Genomic DNA, 17,615 nt, shown 5'->3' with positions numbered 1-17,615 from the left:
ATCAAACCATGGGCTTGAGAGTGACTCTTTGCGTGTCGATGCTGGTTGCGGCGTCGCCCGCATCCGCCGCCGAGGACTTCATCAAGGGCGTTTACCTCCAGACCCAGGAGCTTTGCGCGCAAGCCAAAAAGGACACGCTGCAGACGCTGATTGACACCGGCAATGTCATCTTGTCGGCGGACGGCCTGCAAAGCGTCGAGTATAATTGCGAGTTCGTCCAGGTCGCCAAGGCGACGCGCTCGCCGAGCTGGGCGGTCACTGCCATCTGCCAGGAGCCGGGCTTTCTCTTTCCCGATATACTGTCGATCACGCAGATGAACGCGACCCAAATCGACATCGTCTCGGTGCGCCCGACCGCCGACGAAGGCGAGCAGGCCGGCAATGGCGGCAGCTATTATCTGTGCGAGGGTGTATCGCTGCCCTAGGCTGAAATGCCGCCCTGGCATGAACGGGCTCTATCCCCAAGCACGATCGATGTTGCGCGGCACGCGCCACGCCGCTATAGCGCCATCTGGTTTTCCCAAAGGCTAAAGACATGTCCGTTGATCTGCAAACTGTGAAGCGCGTCGCGCGTCTCGCCCGCATTGCGGTGAGCGAGGAGGATGCCGAGCGCATGACCGGCGAGCTGAACGCCATTCTGGGCTTTGTCGAGCAGCTGAACGAGGTCGATGTCTCCGGCGTCGAACCGATGACATCGGTGACCCCGATGGAGATGAAGAAGCGCCAAGACATCGTCACCGACGGCAACAAGGCTGCCGATATCGTCGCCAACGCGCCGGCCACTGACGAGAATTTCTTCCTCGTGCCGAAGGTCGTGGAGTAGCTGGCCGATGGCAATCGAGATCGCCGTCGAAACGCCGCTGCAGGACGATGTCCGCGCTTTGGTCGAGGAGCTCAACGCGACGCTGCTCGAACTGACGCCGCCGGAGCATTGCTACCATCTGACGGTTGAGCAGATGGCTGGCGACGACACCACCGTGTTCATCGCCCGCGACGACGGGCAAGCCATCGGTTGCGGCGCGCTGAAGCGCCATGACGCCCGCGTCGGTGAGGTCAAGCGCATGTACACGCGGCCCTCGCATCGCGGCAGGAAGATCGGCGCCAAGATCGTCGAGCATGTCGAAACGCTGGCGCGCAGCGAAGGGCTGAAGCGCCTGGTGCTTGAAACCGGCGACCGCCATCCCGCCGCCTGGACCGTCTATGAACGCGCCGGCTTCTCGCGCTGCGGGCCGGTGCTGGATTATCCCGATTCCGAGTGGTCGGTGTTTTACGAAAAGAGCCTTTGATGAGCGAACTGACCCATCTGACAATTTCGCAGGCGCGCGCCAAGCTGCGCGCCAAGGAGATTTCGGCCGTCGAAATCACCGAGGCCTATCTCGGTGCCATCGAGCGCGCCAATCCGGTGCTCAATGCCTACATCGTCGTCACCGGCGACAAGGCGCGCGATATGGCCAAAGCTTCCGACGCCAGGCTCGCCAAGGGCGAGGGCGGTGCGCTGGAAGGCATCCCGCTCGGCATCAAGGACCTGTTCGGCACCGAAGGTATCCACACCCAGGCCTGCAGCCATGTGCTGGACGGCTTCAAGCCGCGCTACGAATCGACCGTCACCGCCAATCTGTGGGCAGACGGCGCCGTCATGCTGGGCAAGCTTAACATGGACGAGTTCGCCATGGGCTCGTCCAACGAGACCTCCTATTACGGCCCTGTCGTCAATCCGTGGCGGCGTTCGCGCCTCGACACGGTGGTGATGCCGACCACGCATCAGGGCGATGGCGGTTTCGTTTCGGCCGGCGGCACGAAGACCGCGCGCACGCTGGACAATGCCCAACTGGTGCCGGGGGGCTCGTCGGGGGGCTCGGCTTCCGCCGTCTCGGCTTTCCTGTGCGCCGGCGCCACCGCCACCGACACCGGCGGCTCGATCCGCCAGCCAGCCGCCTTCACCGGCACCGTCGGCATCAAGCCGACCTATGGCCGCTGCTCGCGCTGGGGCATCGTCGCCTTCGCTTCGTCGCTCGATCAGGCCGGCCCGATCGCCCGGGACGTGCGCGATGCCGCGATCATGCTGAAGTCCATGGCCTCGGTCGACGCCAAGGACACCACTTCCGTCGACCGGCCGGTGCCGGATTACGAGGCGGCGATCGGCAAACCGATCAGGGGCATGAAGGTCGGCATTCCCCGGGAATACCGCGTCGACGGCATGCCGGAAGAGATCGAGGCGCTGTGGCAGAAGGGCATTGCCTGGCTCAGGGATGCCGGCGCCGAGATCGTCGACATCTCGCTGCCGCACACCAAATACGCTTTGCCGGCTTATTATATCGTTGCGCCCGCCGAAGCGTCATCCAATCTGGCGCGCTATGACGGCGTCCGCTACGGCCTGCGCGTGCCGGGCCAGGACATTGTCGACATGTACGAAAAGACCCGAGCCGCCGGGTTCGGTCGGGAGGTCAAGCGTCGCATCATGATCGGCACCTATGTGCTGTCGGCAGGCTATTACGATGCCTACTATCTGCAGGCGCAGAAGGTGCGCAATTTGATCAAGCGCGACTTCGAGACGGTTTTTGCCGACGGCGTCGACGTCATCCTGACGCCGGCGACGCCGTCGGCCGCCTTCGGCATCGCTGACGAGGACATGGCCGCCGATCCGGTCAAAATGTACCTCAACGACATTTTCACGGTGACCGTGAACATGGCCGGACTGCCGGGCATTGCCGTGCCTGCCGGCCTCGATGCCAAGGGCCTGCCGCTCGGCCTGCAGCTGATTGGCCGTCCCTTCGACGAGGAAACCCTGTTCCAGACAGCCGCCGTCATCGAGCAGGCGGCGGGAACCTTCCAGCCGGAGAAGTGGTGGTAGCATGCCGCCTCCGTCTCGCATTTCCATCGTCGAGACGGGAAACGAACTGCTGATCACGAACCCGCCACGCACCTCGGATTTCAGGACAGTCTTTGTCCTGATCGGGGCCGCGATCGTCGCCTACACCGGCTACATGGGATTGACAGATATGTCGTCCGCAACGCTCACCAGCGGCACGCTCGGCCTGCTGTCCTTCGTGGCGGTCATTGCCCTCTTCACCTATTTCCTGGGCAAGGATTTCATCTGGCGGGTGTTCGGCAGGGAAACCCTGCGGCTGACCGACACCGCAGCCGTGCGCTCGGTGAGGGGTTCTTTGCGAAATCGGTGGTCACTGCCTTTGAAAGGGCATCTTAGGGTCGAAATCCTCGACCATACCTATCCCACGGACGAAGTGGGACTGTCGGAAGTCATCAGCTTAACCAACGCGAACGGCGTCCTTGTTTTCGGCAGGGAGTTAAGCCGCCTCGAAGCGGAAGCGGTAGCGAGTGCGGTCGAGCACTTCACCGGCCGTCACAATTTGAGCTGGAGATAGGCAGGCAATGTTCTTCTATCTCTCCAAGGTATTCTGGTTCTTCGTCCAACCACTCAACCTGGCGATCTTCCTGCTGCTTGCCGGCTTGCTCGCGGCGCTGATCGGCCGCCGGCGATTGGCGGCGACGGGCAGTGTGTTCGCCTTCCTGATTCTGGCGCTGTCGGCCTGGACGTCGCTTGGCGCCATGATGCTCAATCCGCTCGAAGAGCGCTTCCCAAAGCCGCCGCTGCCGCGGAAGGTCGACGGCATTGTCGTGCTCGGCGGCGGCTTCGAGGGCGCCATCAACTTGGCGCGCGGCGGCTATGAGCTGAATTCCGGCGGCGACCGCATGGTGGAGGCGGCGATCCTTGCCCGGCGCTTTCCCGAGGCGAAAGTGGTTATCTCGGGCGGCACCGGTGAACTGTTCATCGATGGCGAGGGGGATGCGGCCACCGCGCCGCGGCTGCTCGGTGCGCTTGGCGTCGACGCCGATCGCCTGATGCTCGAGAGCAAATCCCGCAACACCTATGAGAATGCGGTCTTCACCAAGGAACTGGTAACACCGAAACCGGGCGAGACCTGGCTGCTTGTCACCTCCGCCTTCCACATGCCGCGCGCCAAGGCGCTGTTCGACAAGGCCGGCTTTCAGACGGTCCCGTGGCCGGTCGACTATCGCACCTCGGGCAAGGAAGGCTTTGGCCTGTTTCGCGACAACGCACCCGATTCGCTGCAGACCACCACCATTGCGATCCGCGAATGGATCGGCCTCGCCGCCTATTGGCTATCGGGCCGGATCGACCAGCTTTTCCCCGGCCCGGGCGGCTGACCGATCACCGCTTGTCGCGCCGCTGAAAAGAACTGGCGCCGCACCAGCACCGCCAGAAGCAGCAGCGTCGACAGCACGAACACGATCGGGTCGACGAACCAGCCGAGATAGCCGATCGAGAAGAACACCGCGCGCAGGCCTGAATTGAAATGCTTGCCGGCCAGCATGTTCATGCGCGCCGCGCGCCACACCGCCGTTTCGCTGACCGGGTTGCGTGACGCCTCGCCATAGGGGATCGGCACCGCGCCGATCAGGATCGTGCAGTAGTTGAAGAGACGGTAGGCCCAGCCGAACTTGAAGAAGGCGAAGGCCAGGATCAGCACCAGGCCAAAGACCTTGATCTGAAAGGCGGAGCGCGATGAGGTCGCGTTCAACGGCAGGTCGTTCAGCACGGCAAGGACCTGATCCGAGGCGCCAAGCAGCGCGAAACAGCCACCGAGCGCAATCAGCGAACTGGAGGCGAAAAAGGCGGTGCCTTGCTGCAGGCCGCTCATGATGGCGGTGTCGACGATGCGGATTTCGCGCTCGGCCATGGTGCGCATCCAGGCCTCGCGCTGCACGTTCATGGCCATCGTCAACGACACCCGGCTGACCAGTCTGCCGTCGGACGCCAGCGTATGCAGCAACCATGCGAGCAGGAAGAAAGCCAGCGCCGCCAGATCAGCCGTCGACAGATGGAAGGAATCGCCCATGCCCCCTTTTACCACAGGCAAAGCGGTCAGTTCGATGCTCAATGCATGCCGCCCAGAGGTGAGCTGCGGTTCTGGGACAACGACATGCATTGAAACAAGAACTTAAAGCGCGTCGCATGAATCCGTTTCAGCGCGACGCGCTTTCAGCCGGTGATGTCGCTGCCGGAGCAAACAAGGTCGGCAGGTGCAGCGCCGCAATCCGCAAAACAGCACAAACATCATGGAAAGTCCTATATGTAGGTCTTGATCCCATTCCCGGAGACGGCGCAGCGTGTTTCTTTCGGTTTTCGACCTGTTCAAGATCGGCATCGGACCGTCTAGTTCGCACACGATGGGACCGATGACAGCGGCGCGGCGGTTTCTCGACGAGATCGCCGGCGATGACTGGCCGCGCCCGGCCGGCGTCAAGGTCGATCGCATTGGCGCCAGCCTGCACGGCTCGCTCGCCTATACCGGTATCGGCCATGGCTCGGATCGCGCCGTTGTCCTCGGACTTGCTGGCCTGACACCGCAGACGGTCGATCCCGATCAGGCCGAGGGAATCGCCACGCGCATCGCCGCCGAGAAGCGGATATCGCCACGCGGCCATCCCTCCTATCGCTTCGATCCGGCGACGGATCTGGTGCTCGACCGCAAGACGCCGCTCACCGGCCACGCCAACGGCATGGCCTTCTACGCTTACGATGCCGGCGACCGGCTGCTGCTCAAGCGCATCTACTATTCCATCGGCGGCGGCTTCGTGGTGTCCGAGGAAGAGCTGCAGCGGATGAAGGTGAAGGGCTCGGTGACCACAGAAGGCAAGAAGGTGCCCTATCCCTTCAAGAATGCCGTCGAGATGCTGAAGATGGCAGGCAAAAGCGGCCTGTCTATCGCCGACATGAAGCGCGTCAATGAAGAGACACATATGTCGCGCGAGGAGCTCGACAACGGCCTTGATGCGATCTGGGGCGCCATGAAGGGCTGCATCGACCGCGGCCTGTCGCAGGACGGCATCATGCCGGGCGGGCTGAAAGTGCGCCGTCGTGCCCGCATGCTGCACGACAAGCTGCAGGAGCAATGGCAGCAGAACAAGCCCAACCCTTTGCTGGCCAATGACTGGCTGTCGATCTACGCCATGGCGGTGAACGAAGAGAACGCCGCCGGTGGACGCGTCGTCACCGCGCCGACCAATGGCGCGGCCGGCACATTGCCGGCGGTGCTGCGTTACTGGCTGCATTTCCACCCCGAGGCCGACCAGCCGAGCATCCGCGACTTCCTGCTCACGGCCGCCGCCGTCGGCGGCATCATCAAGACCAATGCCTCGATCTCCGGCGCCGAGGTCGGCTGCCAGGGCGAGGTCGGTTCGGCCTCGGCGATGGCTGCCGCGGGTCTCTGCGCCGTCATGGGCGGCACGCCCGAGCAGGTCGAGAACGCCGCCGAAATCGCGCTCGAACATCATCTCGGCATGACTTGCGATCCGGTCGGCGGTCTGGTCCAGGTGCCTTGCATCGAGCGCAATGCGCTCGGCGCCGTCAAGGCGGTCACCGCCGCCTCTCTGGCGATCAAAGGCGACGGCGTCCATTTCGTGCCGCTCGACGCCGCGATCGAAACAATGCGCCAGACGGGCCTCGACATGAACGAGAAGTACAAGGAAACCAGCCTTGGTGGGCTCGCCGTCAATGTCGTGGAATGCTGACCGCGCAACGCCACTGGCACTGTGGAGAAGTCGGGCAGGGCCGTTGACGCAATCGCGCGCCGGACTAAACCTTAAGCGATGGCACTCAATCTCCTAAAACTGTGCGTCGGTTGCGACAGCGTCGAGGACCTCGAAGAATGGATCGCCTTCCGCCTCGATGAGCGCCGCCGCGCCGGCGAACCCGCCGAGCACTGGCACACAACCCGCATGGTGCCGACGCGCGGCGCCGAGGTCACCGATGGCGGTTCGCTTTATTGGGTGATCAAGGGCAGCGTGCAATGCCGCCAGCTGATCACTGATATCAGGCCCTTCACCGACGACGAAGGCATCGGCCGTTGCCGCCTGATGCTCGACCTCGACGTGGTGCGCACCGACTGGCAGCCGCGCCGCGCCTTCCAGGGCTGGCGTTATCTCAAACCGTCGGATGCGCCCGCAGATATCGGCAAGGGTAAGGCCGGAATGGTCGAGATGCCGCCAAAACTGAAGCGCGAGCTCGCCGATCTGGGCTTGCTGTAGAGCCAAGGGCGCGGCCGCTTCTCCCAGAGCGTCGAGCGCTGGCCCTTCATCTTGTCCAAGGCTGGACTTGCAAGGGGGCCGACAACGCCACATCTTGCTTCCTATGAGCGACAAGAAGCAGCGCGTGCCCGCCAGGGCCGATCCTGCGCCGGTCAAGCCTCAATCCAATGCCGGCGAGATCGACGCCTTTATCCGTCAGGCCCGGACGCTTGCCGCGTCCGCGACCGGCTCCGGGCGGCTGATCCTTGCGCTCGACGCCACGATGAGCCGCCAGCCGACCTGGGATCTCGCCACCAAGCTGCAGGGCGAAATGTTCGACGCCGTCGGCAAGGCCGGAACTCTCAGCGTCCAACTGGCCTATTTTCGCGGGTTGGGCGAGTGCCGCTCGTCGGCTTTTGTCGCCGACACCAATGCCCTGAAGCAGCTGATGACGCGGATCGACTGCCGTGCCGGCCACACCCAGATCGGCAAGGTGCTGGCGCATGCGCTGAAGGAAACGGCGGCGGCCAAGGTCAACGCTCTGGTCTATATCGGCGACGCCATGGAAGAGGATATCGACGACCTGGCGCAGAGGGCCGGCAGCCTCGGTCTGCACGGCGTTCCCGTCTTCGTCTTCCAGGAAGGCCATGATCCCGGCGCAGAAAAGGCGTTCAAGGAGATTGCGCGGCTGTCCAAAGGGGCTTGGTTCCGATTTGATCGGCGGGCTGCCGCGACCTTGGCCGGGCTGCTTTCAGCGGTCGCCGTCTATGCGACGGGTGGATTGAAGGCGCTCGAGGCAAGGGACAGGCCGGGAGACCGGCTGCTGATCGAGCATCTCAGGGGCGGCGGGAATTGATGGGCGCTATCATTGCACTTGTTGCACTGTTTCTGGTGCTGCTCGGCGCGGCGACGATCTTTGTCCGCGCCGATGCGCAAAAACTGGCAAGCGGCATGCGCACGCTCGGGCCGGTGCTTCTGGCGCTGGTCGGGCTCGCCGTGCTGGTGGTCGGGCGCGAAGGCATTGCCGGCCTCATTCTGGCCGCGGCCCTTGCCTGGTACGGTTCGGTGCGAATGAAGCAGCCGTCGGTCGGGCCGGCGCCCGGCAAGCGCTCGACGGTGCGGACCGCCGCACTGGAAATGGAGCTTGATCACGATACGGGCGGGCTTGAAGGCCTGGTTCTGGCCGGCCGCCATGAAGGCAAGATGCTGGGCGCGATGGGCCTGGCCGAGCTGCAGCAGCTTTACCGCGAACTCCCCGGCGACCCGGAGAGCCGCCAGCTCCTAGAGACGTATCTTGACGGCCGTTTTCCCGTCTGGCGCAAAGACGCTGAGGCGAACGGTGGCGAAGGGTTGGGTGTTGCGCCAGGTGCGGGCGCCATGACTAAGGAGGAGGCCTACAAGATCCTTGGTCTTGAAGCGGGGGCCGCCGCGGCGGATGTCCGCAAGGCGCACCGCCGCCTGATGCAGCGCCTGCACCCCGACATCGGCGGCACGTCTTTCCTGGCGGCGCGGATCAACGAAGCCAAGGACGTCTTGCTCTCCAATCACAACTAGTCTCCTTCGACGCAGTAAATTTCCGGGAGATGGTTCCGACGCCGCCCTACTGTTGGACTGCGTAGCAGGCGATTTTCTTTTTCTTCAGGGCATTGCAGGCGTTCCAGGCCGCGTCCTTCGAGCCGAAGCCGCCGAACCGGGCGCGGTAATAGGTCTCGCCATCCTTCTCGAAGGCGACGGTGAAACCGGAAGCAGCCGCAAGAACCTTGGGCGCCTGCTTGGCGGTCTTGTCGAGGAAAGCCTGGGCTTCGGACTGCTTGGGCGACGACGCCACCTGCACCGCCCAACCAGCCGGCACCGAGGCCGTGTTGACCGGGTCGACCGCCTGTGGGGATGCAGGCGTGGGTTCGGCGTAGGCAGCCACAATCTGCGCAGTTTCGACCTTCGGCGCCGTCACGATGACGGTCTTGACCTTCCTGGTCTTGACGGCGGGGGCGGGCTCTTCGACCGCGGCCACCGTCTGTTCGTCGGCAGACTGCCCTTCAGCAGACTGCTCGTCAGCGGATGTCGGATCGTCATTGGACGCTACGGCATCGTCTTCAACCATCGGCTTGTCATCCGGCGTCGGCGCGTCATGCTTGGGCAGGAAGACCTTGGCCAGCGCCTTGACCGGATTGTCGCCGCCGGCCTTGGCGACCAGTGCGCCGCCGCCGCGGGTCGATGCGCGCGGCATGTAGGCGTTGATCAGGCCGGCCATCTGGTTGTCGCGGCTGCGCCCCGAAGTGCCGCCCATGACGACGGCGACGAGGCGGCGGTTGCCATCCGAAACCGACGAGACGAGGTTGAAGCCGGAGGCGCGGGTATAGCCGGTCTTGATGCCGTCGACGCCCTTGATGCGGCCGAGCAGACGGTTGTGGCCATTGATGCGCTGGCGGCCGTAAAGGAAGGAGCGCTGCGAGAAATAGCCGTAATACTGCGGATAATGTTCCCTGAGCGCTATGCCAAGCATCGCCATGTCGTGGGCGGTTGTGAACTGGCCGGGATCGGGCAGGCCGTTGGCATTGCGAAACACGGTGCCGTCCATGCCGAGCGCGCGCGCCTTGGCGGTCATCATGCGGGCGAAATTGCTTTCGCTGCCGCCGAGCAGTTCGCCGAGCGCGGTCGCCGAATCATTGGCCGACTTGGTCACCATCGACAGGATGGCGGTCTCGACCGAAACCGCTCCGCCCGCCTTGACGCCAAGCTTGGTCGGCGGTTCGGCCGCCGCTTTGGCCGAGAACGGCACCGGCGTGTTCCTGCTGATCCGGCCCTTCGCCATGGCCTCGAAGGTCAGATAGAGCGTCATCATCTTGGTCAACGACGCCGGGTAGCGCCGGCCGTTGGCATCGGAGGAATAAAGCACCTTGCCGGTCTTGGCGTCGACGACGATCGCCGAAGACCTAGCGGCCATCGAGGACGCGGCATCCGCAACGACAAATGACATCGCCAAAGCGAGGATCATGATCGTTTTGAGGGAAGATGCGGATTTTGAACCGAAGACCGACAACGCCTGACGCACTGATAGTTCCTTTGAAACTCATTGCTCTGGAGGCGGCAAAGGGATCCGACCTCACTTGTCGTCAAACTATCGCGGCCAGCGTTACCAATCCGTTTATGGTAACCGGCGCGTTCACCATTTTCCTCGGGCTTGAGCCTTTCTTTATTCGAATTTTAGCTGTTGCCGGCGCAGCGCGGCCTGATGCCGCTGAAATCTTGACTTTTGTGCAGCGCACAATATATTCTCGTGCATTGCACAACCGCGCTCAGGCAAGGGCGCTTCAAAACGCCAAGGGAAACGTCAAATGACCCAGACCTACGAGGACTTCTCGAAATACGGCAAGGAGTTTGCCGATACCGGATTGAAGAGCTTCACCTCGCTCTCTAAGGGCGCGCAGGCGATCGCCACCGAAGCTGGCGAATACACCAAGAAGAGCTTCGAGGCCGGCAGCGCCGCGGTCGAAAAGCTGTTCTCCGCCAAGTCGCTGGAAAAGGCGGTCGAGATCCAGTCCGACTTCGCCAAGCAGAGCTATGAGAGCTTCGTCGCCGAGGCGACCAAGTTCGGCGATCTCTATGCCGATCTCGCCAAGGAGGCTTACAAGCCCTTCGAATCGATTGTCGCCAAGGCGAAGTAATTTCGCTCGAGAATACCAGGCACGGCCTTTCGGGCTTGCAAAACAGACCCGGTCGCAGATGCGCGGCCGGGTTTTTTCATGCCTGTTTCAATTCCGGGGCTTTGGCGGTTCACGATTTTGAAAATCGCCTCGGTTTGCCCACCTAGCCATATTGTCAGCTAACAAGAAGGGCTTAAAATCGTCCATCGAACACCTACATATCGAACTCGCATGGGGATTCGAAAGAGGCAGGATTACGTGACTTCAGGTTTGACTGCCACAACAAGCGTGGTGCGGATGCAAAGTGACGGCGACGGCAATGAGGCCGGTCGCGGCACAGCCGTCATTACGCGCACCAAGACCAAGACCAAGAAGCCCAGCCTTTACAGGGTCCTCATCCTCAACGACGACTATACGCCCATGGAGTTCGTGGTTCACGTCCTGGAGCGTTTTTTTCAAAAGGACCGCGAAGCCGCCACACGCATCATGCTTCATGTTCACAATCATGGGGTGGGCGAGTGCGGGGTCTATACATTCGAGGTGGCCGAGACCAAAGTGTCTCAGGTCATGGATTTCGCCCGACAGAATCAGCATCCGCTGCAATGCGTGATGGAGAAGAAGTGAGGTAACATGCCGGCTTTCTCCCAAGGCCTGGAAAAGGCGCTTCACCAGGCGCTGACGCTCGCCAATGAGCGGCACCATGAATATGCAACCCTAGAACATCTGCTGCTCGCCCTCATCGACGACACCGAGGCGGCCGCCGTTATGCGCGCCTGCAACGTCGATCTGGACGAGCTGAAGCACACCGTTCTGACCTATATCGACACCGAACTCGACAATCTGGTCACCGGTTACGATGAGGATTCCAAGCCGACCGCCGGCTTCCAGCGCGTCATCCAGCGCGCCGTGATCCATGTACAGTCATCCGGCCGCGAGGAAGTGTCCGGCGCCAACGTGCTCGTCGCCATCTTTGCCGAGCGCGAGAGCCATGCCGCTTATTTCCTGCAGGAACAGCAGATGACCCGCTACGACGCGGTCAACTACATCTCGCACGGCATCGCCAAGCGCCCCGGCGCATCGGAGACGCGCTCGCCGCGCGGCGCCGATGACGAGCAGGGCGGCCCGAACGGCGCCGAGCCGCAGGAGGAAGGCGGCAAGAAGAAGCAGCAGCAGGATGCGCTGACGGCTTATTGCGTCAACCTCAACAACAAGGCCAAGGCCGGCAAGATCGATCCGCTGATCGGCCGCGAGAGCGAAATCAACCGCACCATCCAGGTGCTGTGCCGCCGTTCCAAGAACAACCCGCTCTATGTCGGCGATCCCGGCGTTGGCAAGACGGCGATTGCCGAAGGCCTGGCCAAGCGCATCGTTGAAGGCGATGTGCCCGAAGTGCTGCAGGACGCCACCATCTTCGCGCTCGACATGGGCACGCTGTTGGCCGGCACGCGCTATCGCGGCGATTTCGAAGAGCGGCTGAAGCAGGTCGTCAAGGAGCTCGAGGATTATCCCGGCGCCGTGCTGTTCATCGACGAGATCCACACGGTGATCGGGGCCGGCGCCACGTCAGGCGGCGCGATGGATGCGTCGAACCTGTTGAAGCCGGCGCTGTCTTCGGGTGCCATCCGCTGCATCGGCTCGACCACTTACAAGGAGTTCCGCCAGTTCTTCGAGAAGGACCGCGCTCTGGTGCGGCGCTTCCAGAAGATCGACGTCAACGAGCCGACCATCGAGGACGCCATCGAGATCATGAAGGGCCTCAAGCCCTATTATGAGGAATTCCACAAGGTGAAGTTCACCAACGAGGCGATCAAGGCTTCGGTGGAACTGTCGGCCCGCTACATCAACGACCGCAAGCTGCCGGACAAGGCGATCGACGTGATCGACGAGACCGGCGCCTCGCAGATGCTGGTGCCGGAAGCCAAGCGCAAGAAGACGATCGGCATCAAGGAGATCGAAGCCACGATCGCCACGATGGCCCGCATCCCGCCGAAGACGGTTTCGGCAGACGACGAGAAGGTGCTGCAAGGCCTCGACATCGAGCTGAAGCGCGTCGTCTATGGCCAGGACACCGCCATCACCGCGCTGACCTCGGCGATCAAGCTGGCGCGTGCCGGCCTGCGCGAACCGGAAAAGCCGATCGGCTCCTACCTGTTCTCAGGCCCGACCGGCGTCGGCAAGACCGAAGTCGCCAAGCAGTTGGCTGCCTCGCTCGGCGTCGAGCTGATCCGCTTCGACATGTCGGAATATATGGAACGCCACACCGTCTCGCGGTTGATCGGCGCGCCTCCCGGCTATGTCGGCTTCGACCAGGGCGGTCTGCTCACCGACGGGGTCGACCAGCATCCGCACTGCGTGCTCTTGCTGGATGAAGTTGAGAAGGCGCATCCGGACCTGTTCAACATCCTGTTGCAGGTCATGGACCACGGCAAGCTGACCGACCACAACGGCAAGCAGATCGACTTCCGCAATGTCATCCTTATCATGACCACCAATGCGGGCGCATCCGATGCGCAGCGCGCGGCGATCGGTTTCGGATCGACCAAGCGCGAAGGCGACGATGTCGAGGCCATCAACCGGTTGTTCACGCCGGAGTTCCGCAACCGTCTCGATGCGATCATCCCGTTCGGCTCGCTGCCGGTGCCGGTTATCCATCAGGTGGTGCAGAAGTTCGTCATGCAGCTCGAGGCCCAGCTCTCCGAGCGGGGCGTCACCTTCGACCTGTCGCCGGACGCGATCGCCTGGCTGGCCGACAAGGGCTACGATGAACGCATGGGTGCGCGGCCGCTCGGCCGGGTCATCCAGGAGCACATCAAGAAGCCGTTGGCCGACGAGGTGCTGTTCGGCAAGCTCAAGAAGGGCGGCACGGTGCGCGTCACTGTCGAGAAGAAGGAAACCGGCGAAACCGGCCTGAAGCTCGAATCGCTGGCCGACGAAGCCCCGGTGCAGCCGAAGCAGGAGCCGGAAGAGGCGCCGAAAGCCCGCAAGGCGGTGGCCAAGAAGCCCGTCGCCAAGAAGGCGGTGTCGCAGAAGCCTCAACCCAAGGGCAAGGACGAGCCCGAGCCGAAGGGCAAGGATGGCGGCAAGCGCAGCCTGGTGCCGCAACTGCCGCGCAAGAGCTAAAAAGTTCGCCTATGAAAAAAGGGCCCGGTGACGGGCCCTTTTTTCATTGGCTGGCCGGTTTGCCGACACAGCGCCCCTGCTTTTCAGGTCAGATGTTGTTAGGTCAGGCGGCGACGCCCTCGGGTGCAAACTTGCCCAGGAAGTACCCGCACGCCTTCCAGATGGCGATCGAAATCAGAACGCTCGCATAGCCATCCACGGCATAATGCCAGCCAAGGACGACCGAGCCGACCATGATGATTGCGGCGAATGCCCACATCAAAAGGCCGGCCAACCGTGAGCGGCGTGTTGCATAAAGCGCGAAAAGCACCGCCATCGCCACATGCATGGACGGGAAGGCGGATATGCCGAGACTGCCTCGCGTCGCCCCGATATAGCCGCTCCACACAATGTCCTGCGCAAGGTGAAAAAAGCTGCCGAGTGCGAAGGCGCAGCCACCGATCCAGAAAGCGAAAAGAAGGTATTGGGCATAGTCTTCCAGCACGCCGAAATCCGGCATGTTTCCGGTGCGCAGGCCGACCGCGGCTGCCAAAAGCAGGGCAGCGATGGCCATCGCGTGCAGCAGGCGGTGTCGCCGGTAGGCGTCCGCCAAGGTGCGCAGAAAGGCCCGGCCGGCAGCTGCTTTTACCAACGGCTCTGATGTCGCAACCGAATGTTCCACGATTTTTAAAACCCAAACGCATCCCGGTACGGCACTTTATCACGGGGTGGTTTGATATTTTCCTAACCGACGTGGTGGATTGTGGCTGAGCGCATCGCCCTGAGGCGCGCGCCACCTCAATCGTTCAGCGCTGCTCGGATCTTCGCCGCGTTCTCCGTCAGCACTTCGGGCTTCTCCATCTGCCCCGTATGCGGCTTGAGCGCGATGCCTTCGAACCGCGGGATGACATGGACATGTAGGTGGTAGACGGTCTGGCCGGACGCCGGTTCGTTGAACTGCAGGATGGTGACCCCGTCAGCGCCGAAAGCCTTTTTGACCGCCAGCGCGACCGTCTGGACCGTGGTGAACAGCCGGCCGAGCGTCGCCGGATCGGCATCGAGCAGATTGCGCGACGGTACTTTGGGCACCACCAGCGTGTGACCGGGGCCTTGCGGCATCACATCCATGAAGGCGACCACGGCATCATCCTCGTAGATGCGGTGCGAGGGGATTTCGCCGCGCAGGATCTTCGCGAAGATATTGCTGGGGTCGTAGGCCTCGGTCATGGCGGCGCTCCGGGAGTATGCTCCCGGTGTAGCGAAGCTGTCCCGGACCGGCAAGATGGTCCGGCGATATCGACAGGCGAGGGCAGGGGCGGATCGCTATTCCTCAAGATCCTTGCGGAACGGCGTATGCTCTTCCAGGATTTCGCCCATCCGCTCGACCTCGCGGCGTTCCCGCCGGAGATAGTCGGCCACAGCATTGCGCAGGCCGGGATGTCCGATGTAGTGCGCCGAATGCATGGTCACGGGACGATAGCCGCGCGCCAGCTTGTGCTCACCCTGCGCGCCGGCCTCGACCACCTTCAGCTTACGCTCGATGGCGAAGTCGATGGCCTGATGGTAGCAAACTTCGAAATGCAGGAACGGGTGGTCCTCGATGCAGCCCCAATTGCGGCCGTAGAGCGCATCGGAGCCGATGAAGTTGATGGCGCCGGCGACATAGCGGCCATTGCGCTTGGCCATTACCAACAGGATATCCTGGGACATGCGCTCGCCGATCAGCGAGAAGAACTTGCGGTTGAGATAGGGCCGGCCCCATTTGCGGCTGCCGGTGTCCATATAGAAGGCGAAGAAATCGTCCCAGGCCCTTTCGCTCAGGTCCTTGCCGGTCAGCCAGTCGATCGAGATATCGTTGGCGAGCGCCTCGCGCCGCTCCTTCTTCATCGCCTTGCGCTTGCGCGATGCCAGCGTAGCGAGGAAATCGTCATAGGTCGAAAAGCCTTCGTTGAAGAAGTGGAACTGCTGGTCGGTGCGGTGCAGGAAGCCGGCTGCTTCCAGCGTTGCAACGTCGCTTTCACTGGCGAAGGTGACATGCGCGGACGACACGCCGAGCTTTTCCGTCACCGCCTTCAGGCCCGCTGCGAGACCGGCCTTCACAATGGCGCTGTCCTCGCCTTTGCTGACCAGCAGGCGAGGGCCGGTGACCGGAGAGAACGGCACGGCGCATTGCAGTTTCGGATAGTAGTTGCCGCCGGCGCGTTCGAACGCATCCGACCAGCCGTGGTCGAAGACATATTCGCCCTGGCTGTGCGATTTGAGATAGCAGGGCACGGCGCCCAGCAATCTGCCTTGGGCATTTTCCAGTCTGAGATGATGACCTTGCCAGCCGGTACGCCGCACGGCGCAGCCGGAATCTTCAAGCGCGCTCAGAAAAGCATATGAAACGAGAGGGTTATAGCCATTTTCTGTGTCGCTGCGGGTTGTGCCGGTAAAGCCGTTCCACTCGTCGCAGGTGAAGGCATTGATGCCGGCGGCAACGCGGATGGAAAACTCCGCATTCGCCGGTTGCCCGTCACCTTCATCACCCTGATCCATGGGGCTTATTTAAGCTCTGTCGGGGCCGCTACAAGTCACGTTTCAGGCACTTCCATCAGGCGACATTGACCAGATCGGGTTCGAACCCTTCGAACGTCATCTGGTCGGCGTATTTGAAGGTGAGATCCACCGCCGGCTGGTCATGCACCGTCCAGGTGATGACAGGCATTTTAAGCCTTTCGCGCACGAAGCTGACGAACGGGTTCGGCAGATCGCCCGCGGCATAGGAGGTGAAGGCGAGGTCATGTGCCAGCATGGCAAAATGCGCCTCGATCAACTGGTTGTCCCTGCCATAGGCGGTCAGCCCACCCGGAATGCCAGGCGCATCCCTGGGGAAATCGCGGACCAGCCAGTGGTCGAACGACATGATCGCCGCCTTGCCCTTGTAGCGCTCCAGCATCTTGCCGACGCTTGCCACCAGGCCCTCGTCGTAACCGGGCACGCCCTTCAGTTCGACCACCAAAGGCACGCGGCCGTCGACCAGGTCGAGCACCTCCTGAAGTGAAGGCACATGGTCCTTGGTGCCGCCGATCCTGAGCGCCGCCAGTTCCGCTGCCGTGCGCTGCCAGACAAAGCCGTCCTGGCCGGTCAACCGCCTGAGATCGCCGTCATGAATGATGACGGGGACGCGGTCGGACGACAAATGCACGTCGCATTCGATCGCATAGCCGCGCTCGGCGGCAGCAGCGAAGGCCGACAGCGTGTTTTCCCAGCGCGTCTTGTTCATGTCGTGAAAGCCGCGATGCGCCACCGGGCGGGCGGTCAGCCAGGAAAGGTCGGTCATTGTCTTGGTCCTGCTCATGCGACCTCGAAGACGGCTTCGATTTCCACTGCGGCATTAAGCGGCAGACAGGCGGTGCCGACGGCGGAGCGGGCATGCTTGCCGCGCTCGCCAAGGGCCGCGACCAGGAAATCGGAGGCGCCATTGGCGACCAGATGCTGCTCGACGAAATCCGGCACTGATGCAACAAACACGGTAATCTTGACCAAACGCTGGATTTTTTCGAGATCGCCAAGTGCTGCTTTTGCTTGGGCCAAGACATTGATTGCGCAGTATTTTGCGCCTTCCTTGCCGGTTTCGGTATCGACGTCGCGGCCGAGCAGGCCGCTTGCCTGCAGCTTGCCGTCCTTGAGCGGCAACTGCCCGGCGGTGAACAAAAGATTGCCGGACCTGCAATAGGGCACATAGTTCGCGGCGGGCGCTGCGGCGGCAGGTATCGTCACGCCGAGATCGCTTAGCCGCTTTTCGATTGTTTCACTCATCGTATTTCCCTATTGCTTGGA

Annotated in this window: 21 protein-coding genes; 14 read left to right on the top strand and 7 right to left on the bottom strand. The window is 62.5% G+C overall.

The features are described 5' to 3' along the window. The first annotated feature begins 8 nt into the window (after nucleotides 1-8). The 6 genes from X757_RS147800 to X757_RS147825 all read left to right on the top strand — a co-directional run bounded on the left by X757_RS147800 (nucleotide 9) and on the right by X757_RS147825 (nucleotide 4,188). Nucleotides 9-425 carry a hypothetical protein gene (locus tag X757_RS147800; protein WP_023726662.1) on the top strand — a complete coding sequence of 139 codons (417 nt, stop codon included), beginning with the start codon at nucleotides 9-11 and terminating at the stop codon, nucleotides 423-425. A 110-nt stretch (nucleotides 426-535) separates the two neighbouring features. After that, a complete protein-coding gene (gatC, locus tag X757_RS147805) occupies nucleotides 536-823 on the top strand; it encodes an Asp-tRNA(Asn)/Glu-tRNA(Gln) amidotransferase subunit GatC (protein ID WP_023670999.1) in 288 nt (95 codons plus the stop codon). A 7-nt stretch (nucleotides 824-830) separates the two neighbouring features. Continuing rightward, nucleotides 831-1,286: a GNAT family N-acetyltransferase gene (locus X757_RS147810; RefSeq protein ID WP_023726661.1), complete on the top strand. Its 456-nt coding sequence runs from the start codon at nucleotides 831-833 to the stop codon at nucleotides 1,284-1,286. Further along, nucleotides 1,286-2,851, top strand: coding sequence for an amidase (locus X757_RS147815; protein WP_023726660.1), 1,566 nt, complete (start codon nucleotides 1,286-1,288; stop codon nucleotides 2,849-2,851). Before X757_RS147810 ends, X757_RS147815 begins: the two co-directional genes overlap by 1 nt. A 1-nt stretch (nucleotide 2,852) precedes the next feature. Then, a complete protein-coding gene (locus X757_RS147820) occupies nucleotides 2,853-3,383 on the top strand; it encodes a hypothetical protein (RefSeq protein ID WP_023671002.1) in 531 nt (176 codons plus the stop codon). Between the two features lie 7 nt (nucleotides 3,384-3,390). Further along, nucleotides 3,391-4,188: a YdcF family protein gene (locus tag X757_RS147825; protein ID WP_023688591.1), complete on the top strand. Its 798-nt coding sequence runs from the start codon at nucleotides 3,391-3,393 to the stop codon at nucleotides 4,186-4,188. Here the strand turns inward: X757_RS147825 and X757_RS147830 are convergent. After that, a complete protein-coding gene (locus X757_RS147830; protein WP_023671004.1) occupies nucleotides 4,137-4,880 on the bottom strand; it encodes a DUF599 domain-containing protein in 744 nt (247 codons plus the stop codon). The two genes, X757_RS147825 and X757_RS147830, sit on opposite strands and share 52 nt — an antisense overlap. A 271-nt stretch (nucleotides 4,881-5,151) precedes the next feature. Between X757_RS147830 and X757_RS147835 the strand changes: the two genes are divergently transcribed. From X757_RS147835 to X757_RS147850, 4 genes are all read left to right on the top strand, one after another. Beyond that, nucleotides 5,152-6,555 (top strand): L-serine ammonia-lyase, encoded by a 1,404-nt coding sequence (locus X757_RS147835; RefSeq protein WP_023726659.1) that lies wholly within the window; start codon nucleotides 5,152-5,154, stop codon nucleotides 6,553-6,555. Nucleotides 6,556-6,633: 78 nt separating this feature from the next. After that, the gene (locus X757_RS147840; RefSeq protein WP_023671006.1) at nucleotides 6,634-7,071 is read left to right on the top strand and encodes a DUF1489 family protein; all 438 of its coding nucleotides are present in this window, start codon (nucleotides 6,634-6,636) and stop codon (nucleotides 7,069-7,071) included. 103 nt (nucleotides 7,072-7,174) lie between these two features. After that, entirely contained in the window at nucleotides 7,175-7,906 is a 732-nt protein-coding gene (locus X757_RS147845; RefSeq protein WP_023671007.1) for a hypothetical protein, read from the top strand. Beyond that, nucleotides 7,906-8,604 carry a DnaJ domain-containing protein gene (locus tag X757_RS147850; RefSeq protein WP_023671008.1) on the top strand — a complete coding sequence of 233 codons (699 nt, stop codon included), beginning with the start codon at nucleotides 7,906-7,908 and terminating at the stop codon, nucleotides 8,602-8,604. Before X757_RS147845 ends, X757_RS147850 begins: the two co-directional genes overlap by 1 nt. Nucleotides 8,605-8,650: 46 nt before the next feature. Here the strand turns inward: X757_RS147850 and X757_RS147855 are convergent, their stop codons facing one another. Next, nucleotides 8,651-10,045: an SPOR domain-containing protein gene (locus X757_RS147855; protein WP_373432842.1), complete on the bottom strand. Its 1,395-nt coding sequence runs from the start codon at nucleotides 10,043-10,045 to the stop codon at nucleotides 8,651-8,653. Between the two features lie 68 nt (nucleotides 10,046-10,113). Here X757_RS147855 and X757_RS0134185 point away from each other — a divergent pair, with 68 nt between their 5' ends. From X757_RS0134185 to clpA, 4 genes are all read left to right on the top strand, one after another. Further along, nucleotides 10,114-10,389: a hypothetical protein gene (locus X757_RS0134185; RefSeq protein ID WP_023726657.1), complete on the top strand. Its 276-nt coding sequence runs from the start codon at nucleotides 10,114-10,116 to the stop codon at nucleotides 10,387-10,389. Beyond that, nucleotides 10,386-10,715, top strand: coding sequence for a phasin family protein (locus tag X757_RS147860; RefSeq protein WP_023671011.1), 330 nt, complete (start codon nucleotides 10,386-10,388; stop codon nucleotides 10,713-10,715). Before X757_RS0134185 ends, X757_RS147860 begins: the two co-directional genes overlap by 4 nt. Before the next feature lie 276 nt (nucleotides 10,716-10,991). Then, a complete protein-coding gene (gene clpS / locus X757_RS147865; RefSeq protein WP_023671012.1) occupies nucleotides 10,992-11,318 on the top strand; it encodes an ATP-dependent Clp protease adapter ClpS in 327 nt (108 codons plus the stop codon). A gap of 6 nt (nucleotides 11,319-11,324) precedes the next feature. Beyond that, nucleotides 11,325-13,814, top strand: a complete 2,490-nt coding sequence (gene clpA, locus X757_RS147870) for an ATP-dependent Clp protease ATP-binding subunit ClpA (RefSeq protein ID WP_023726656.1) — start codon at nucleotides 11,325-11,327, stop codon at nucleotides 13,812-13,814. A gap of 103 nt (nucleotides 13,815-13,917) precedes the next feature. On the opposite strand, the gene X757_RS1000000165775 is transcribed toward clpA, so the two are convergent. From X757_RS1000000165775 to X757_RS147890, 5 genes are all read right to left on the bottom strand, one after another. Next, the gene (locus tag X757_RS1000000165775) at nucleotides 13,918-14,475 is read right to left on the bottom strand and encodes a phosphatase PAP2 family protein (RefSeq protein WP_245275075.1); all 558 of its coding nucleotides are present in this window, start codon (nucleotides 14,473-14,475) and stop codon (nucleotides 13,918-13,920) included. Nucleotides 14,476-14,591: 116 nt separating this feature from the next. Next, complete coding sequence (locus X757_RS147875) at nucleotides 14,592-15,020, bottom strand: HIT family protein (RefSeq protein ID WP_023726654.1); 429 nt, start codon at nucleotides 15,018-15,020, stop codon at nucleotides 14,592-14,594. A gap of 96 nt (nucleotides 15,021-15,116) precedes the next feature. Then, nucleotides 15,117-16,331, bottom strand: a complete 1,215-nt coding sequence (locus X757_RS147880; RefSeq protein WP_023726653.1) for a GNAT family N-acetyltransferase — start codon at nucleotides 16,329-16,331, stop codon at nucleotides 15,117-15,119. Nucleotides 16,332-16,386: 55 nt separating this feature from the next. Continuing rightward, entirely contained in the window at nucleotides 16,387-17,115 is a 729-nt protein-coding gene (locus X757_RS147885; RefSeq protein ID WP_023700734.1) for a glycerophosphodiester phosphodiesterase, read from the bottom strand. A gap of 14 nt (nucleotides 17,116-17,129) precedes the next feature. Beyond that, entirely contained in the window at nucleotides 17,130-17,594 is a 465-nt protein-coding gene (locus X757_RS147890) for a RidA family protein (protein WP_023700733.1), read from the bottom strand. Between the last annotated feature and the right edge of the window lie 21 nt (nucleotides 17,595-17,615).

It is taken from the genome of Mesorhizobium sp. LSHC412B00 (genome assembly GCF_000503035.1).
GTDB lineage: Bacteria > Pseudomonadota > Alphaproteobacteria > Rhizobiales > Rhizobiaceae > Mesorhizobium.
This window is presented reverse-complemented; position numbering and strand designations above follow the sequence as displayed.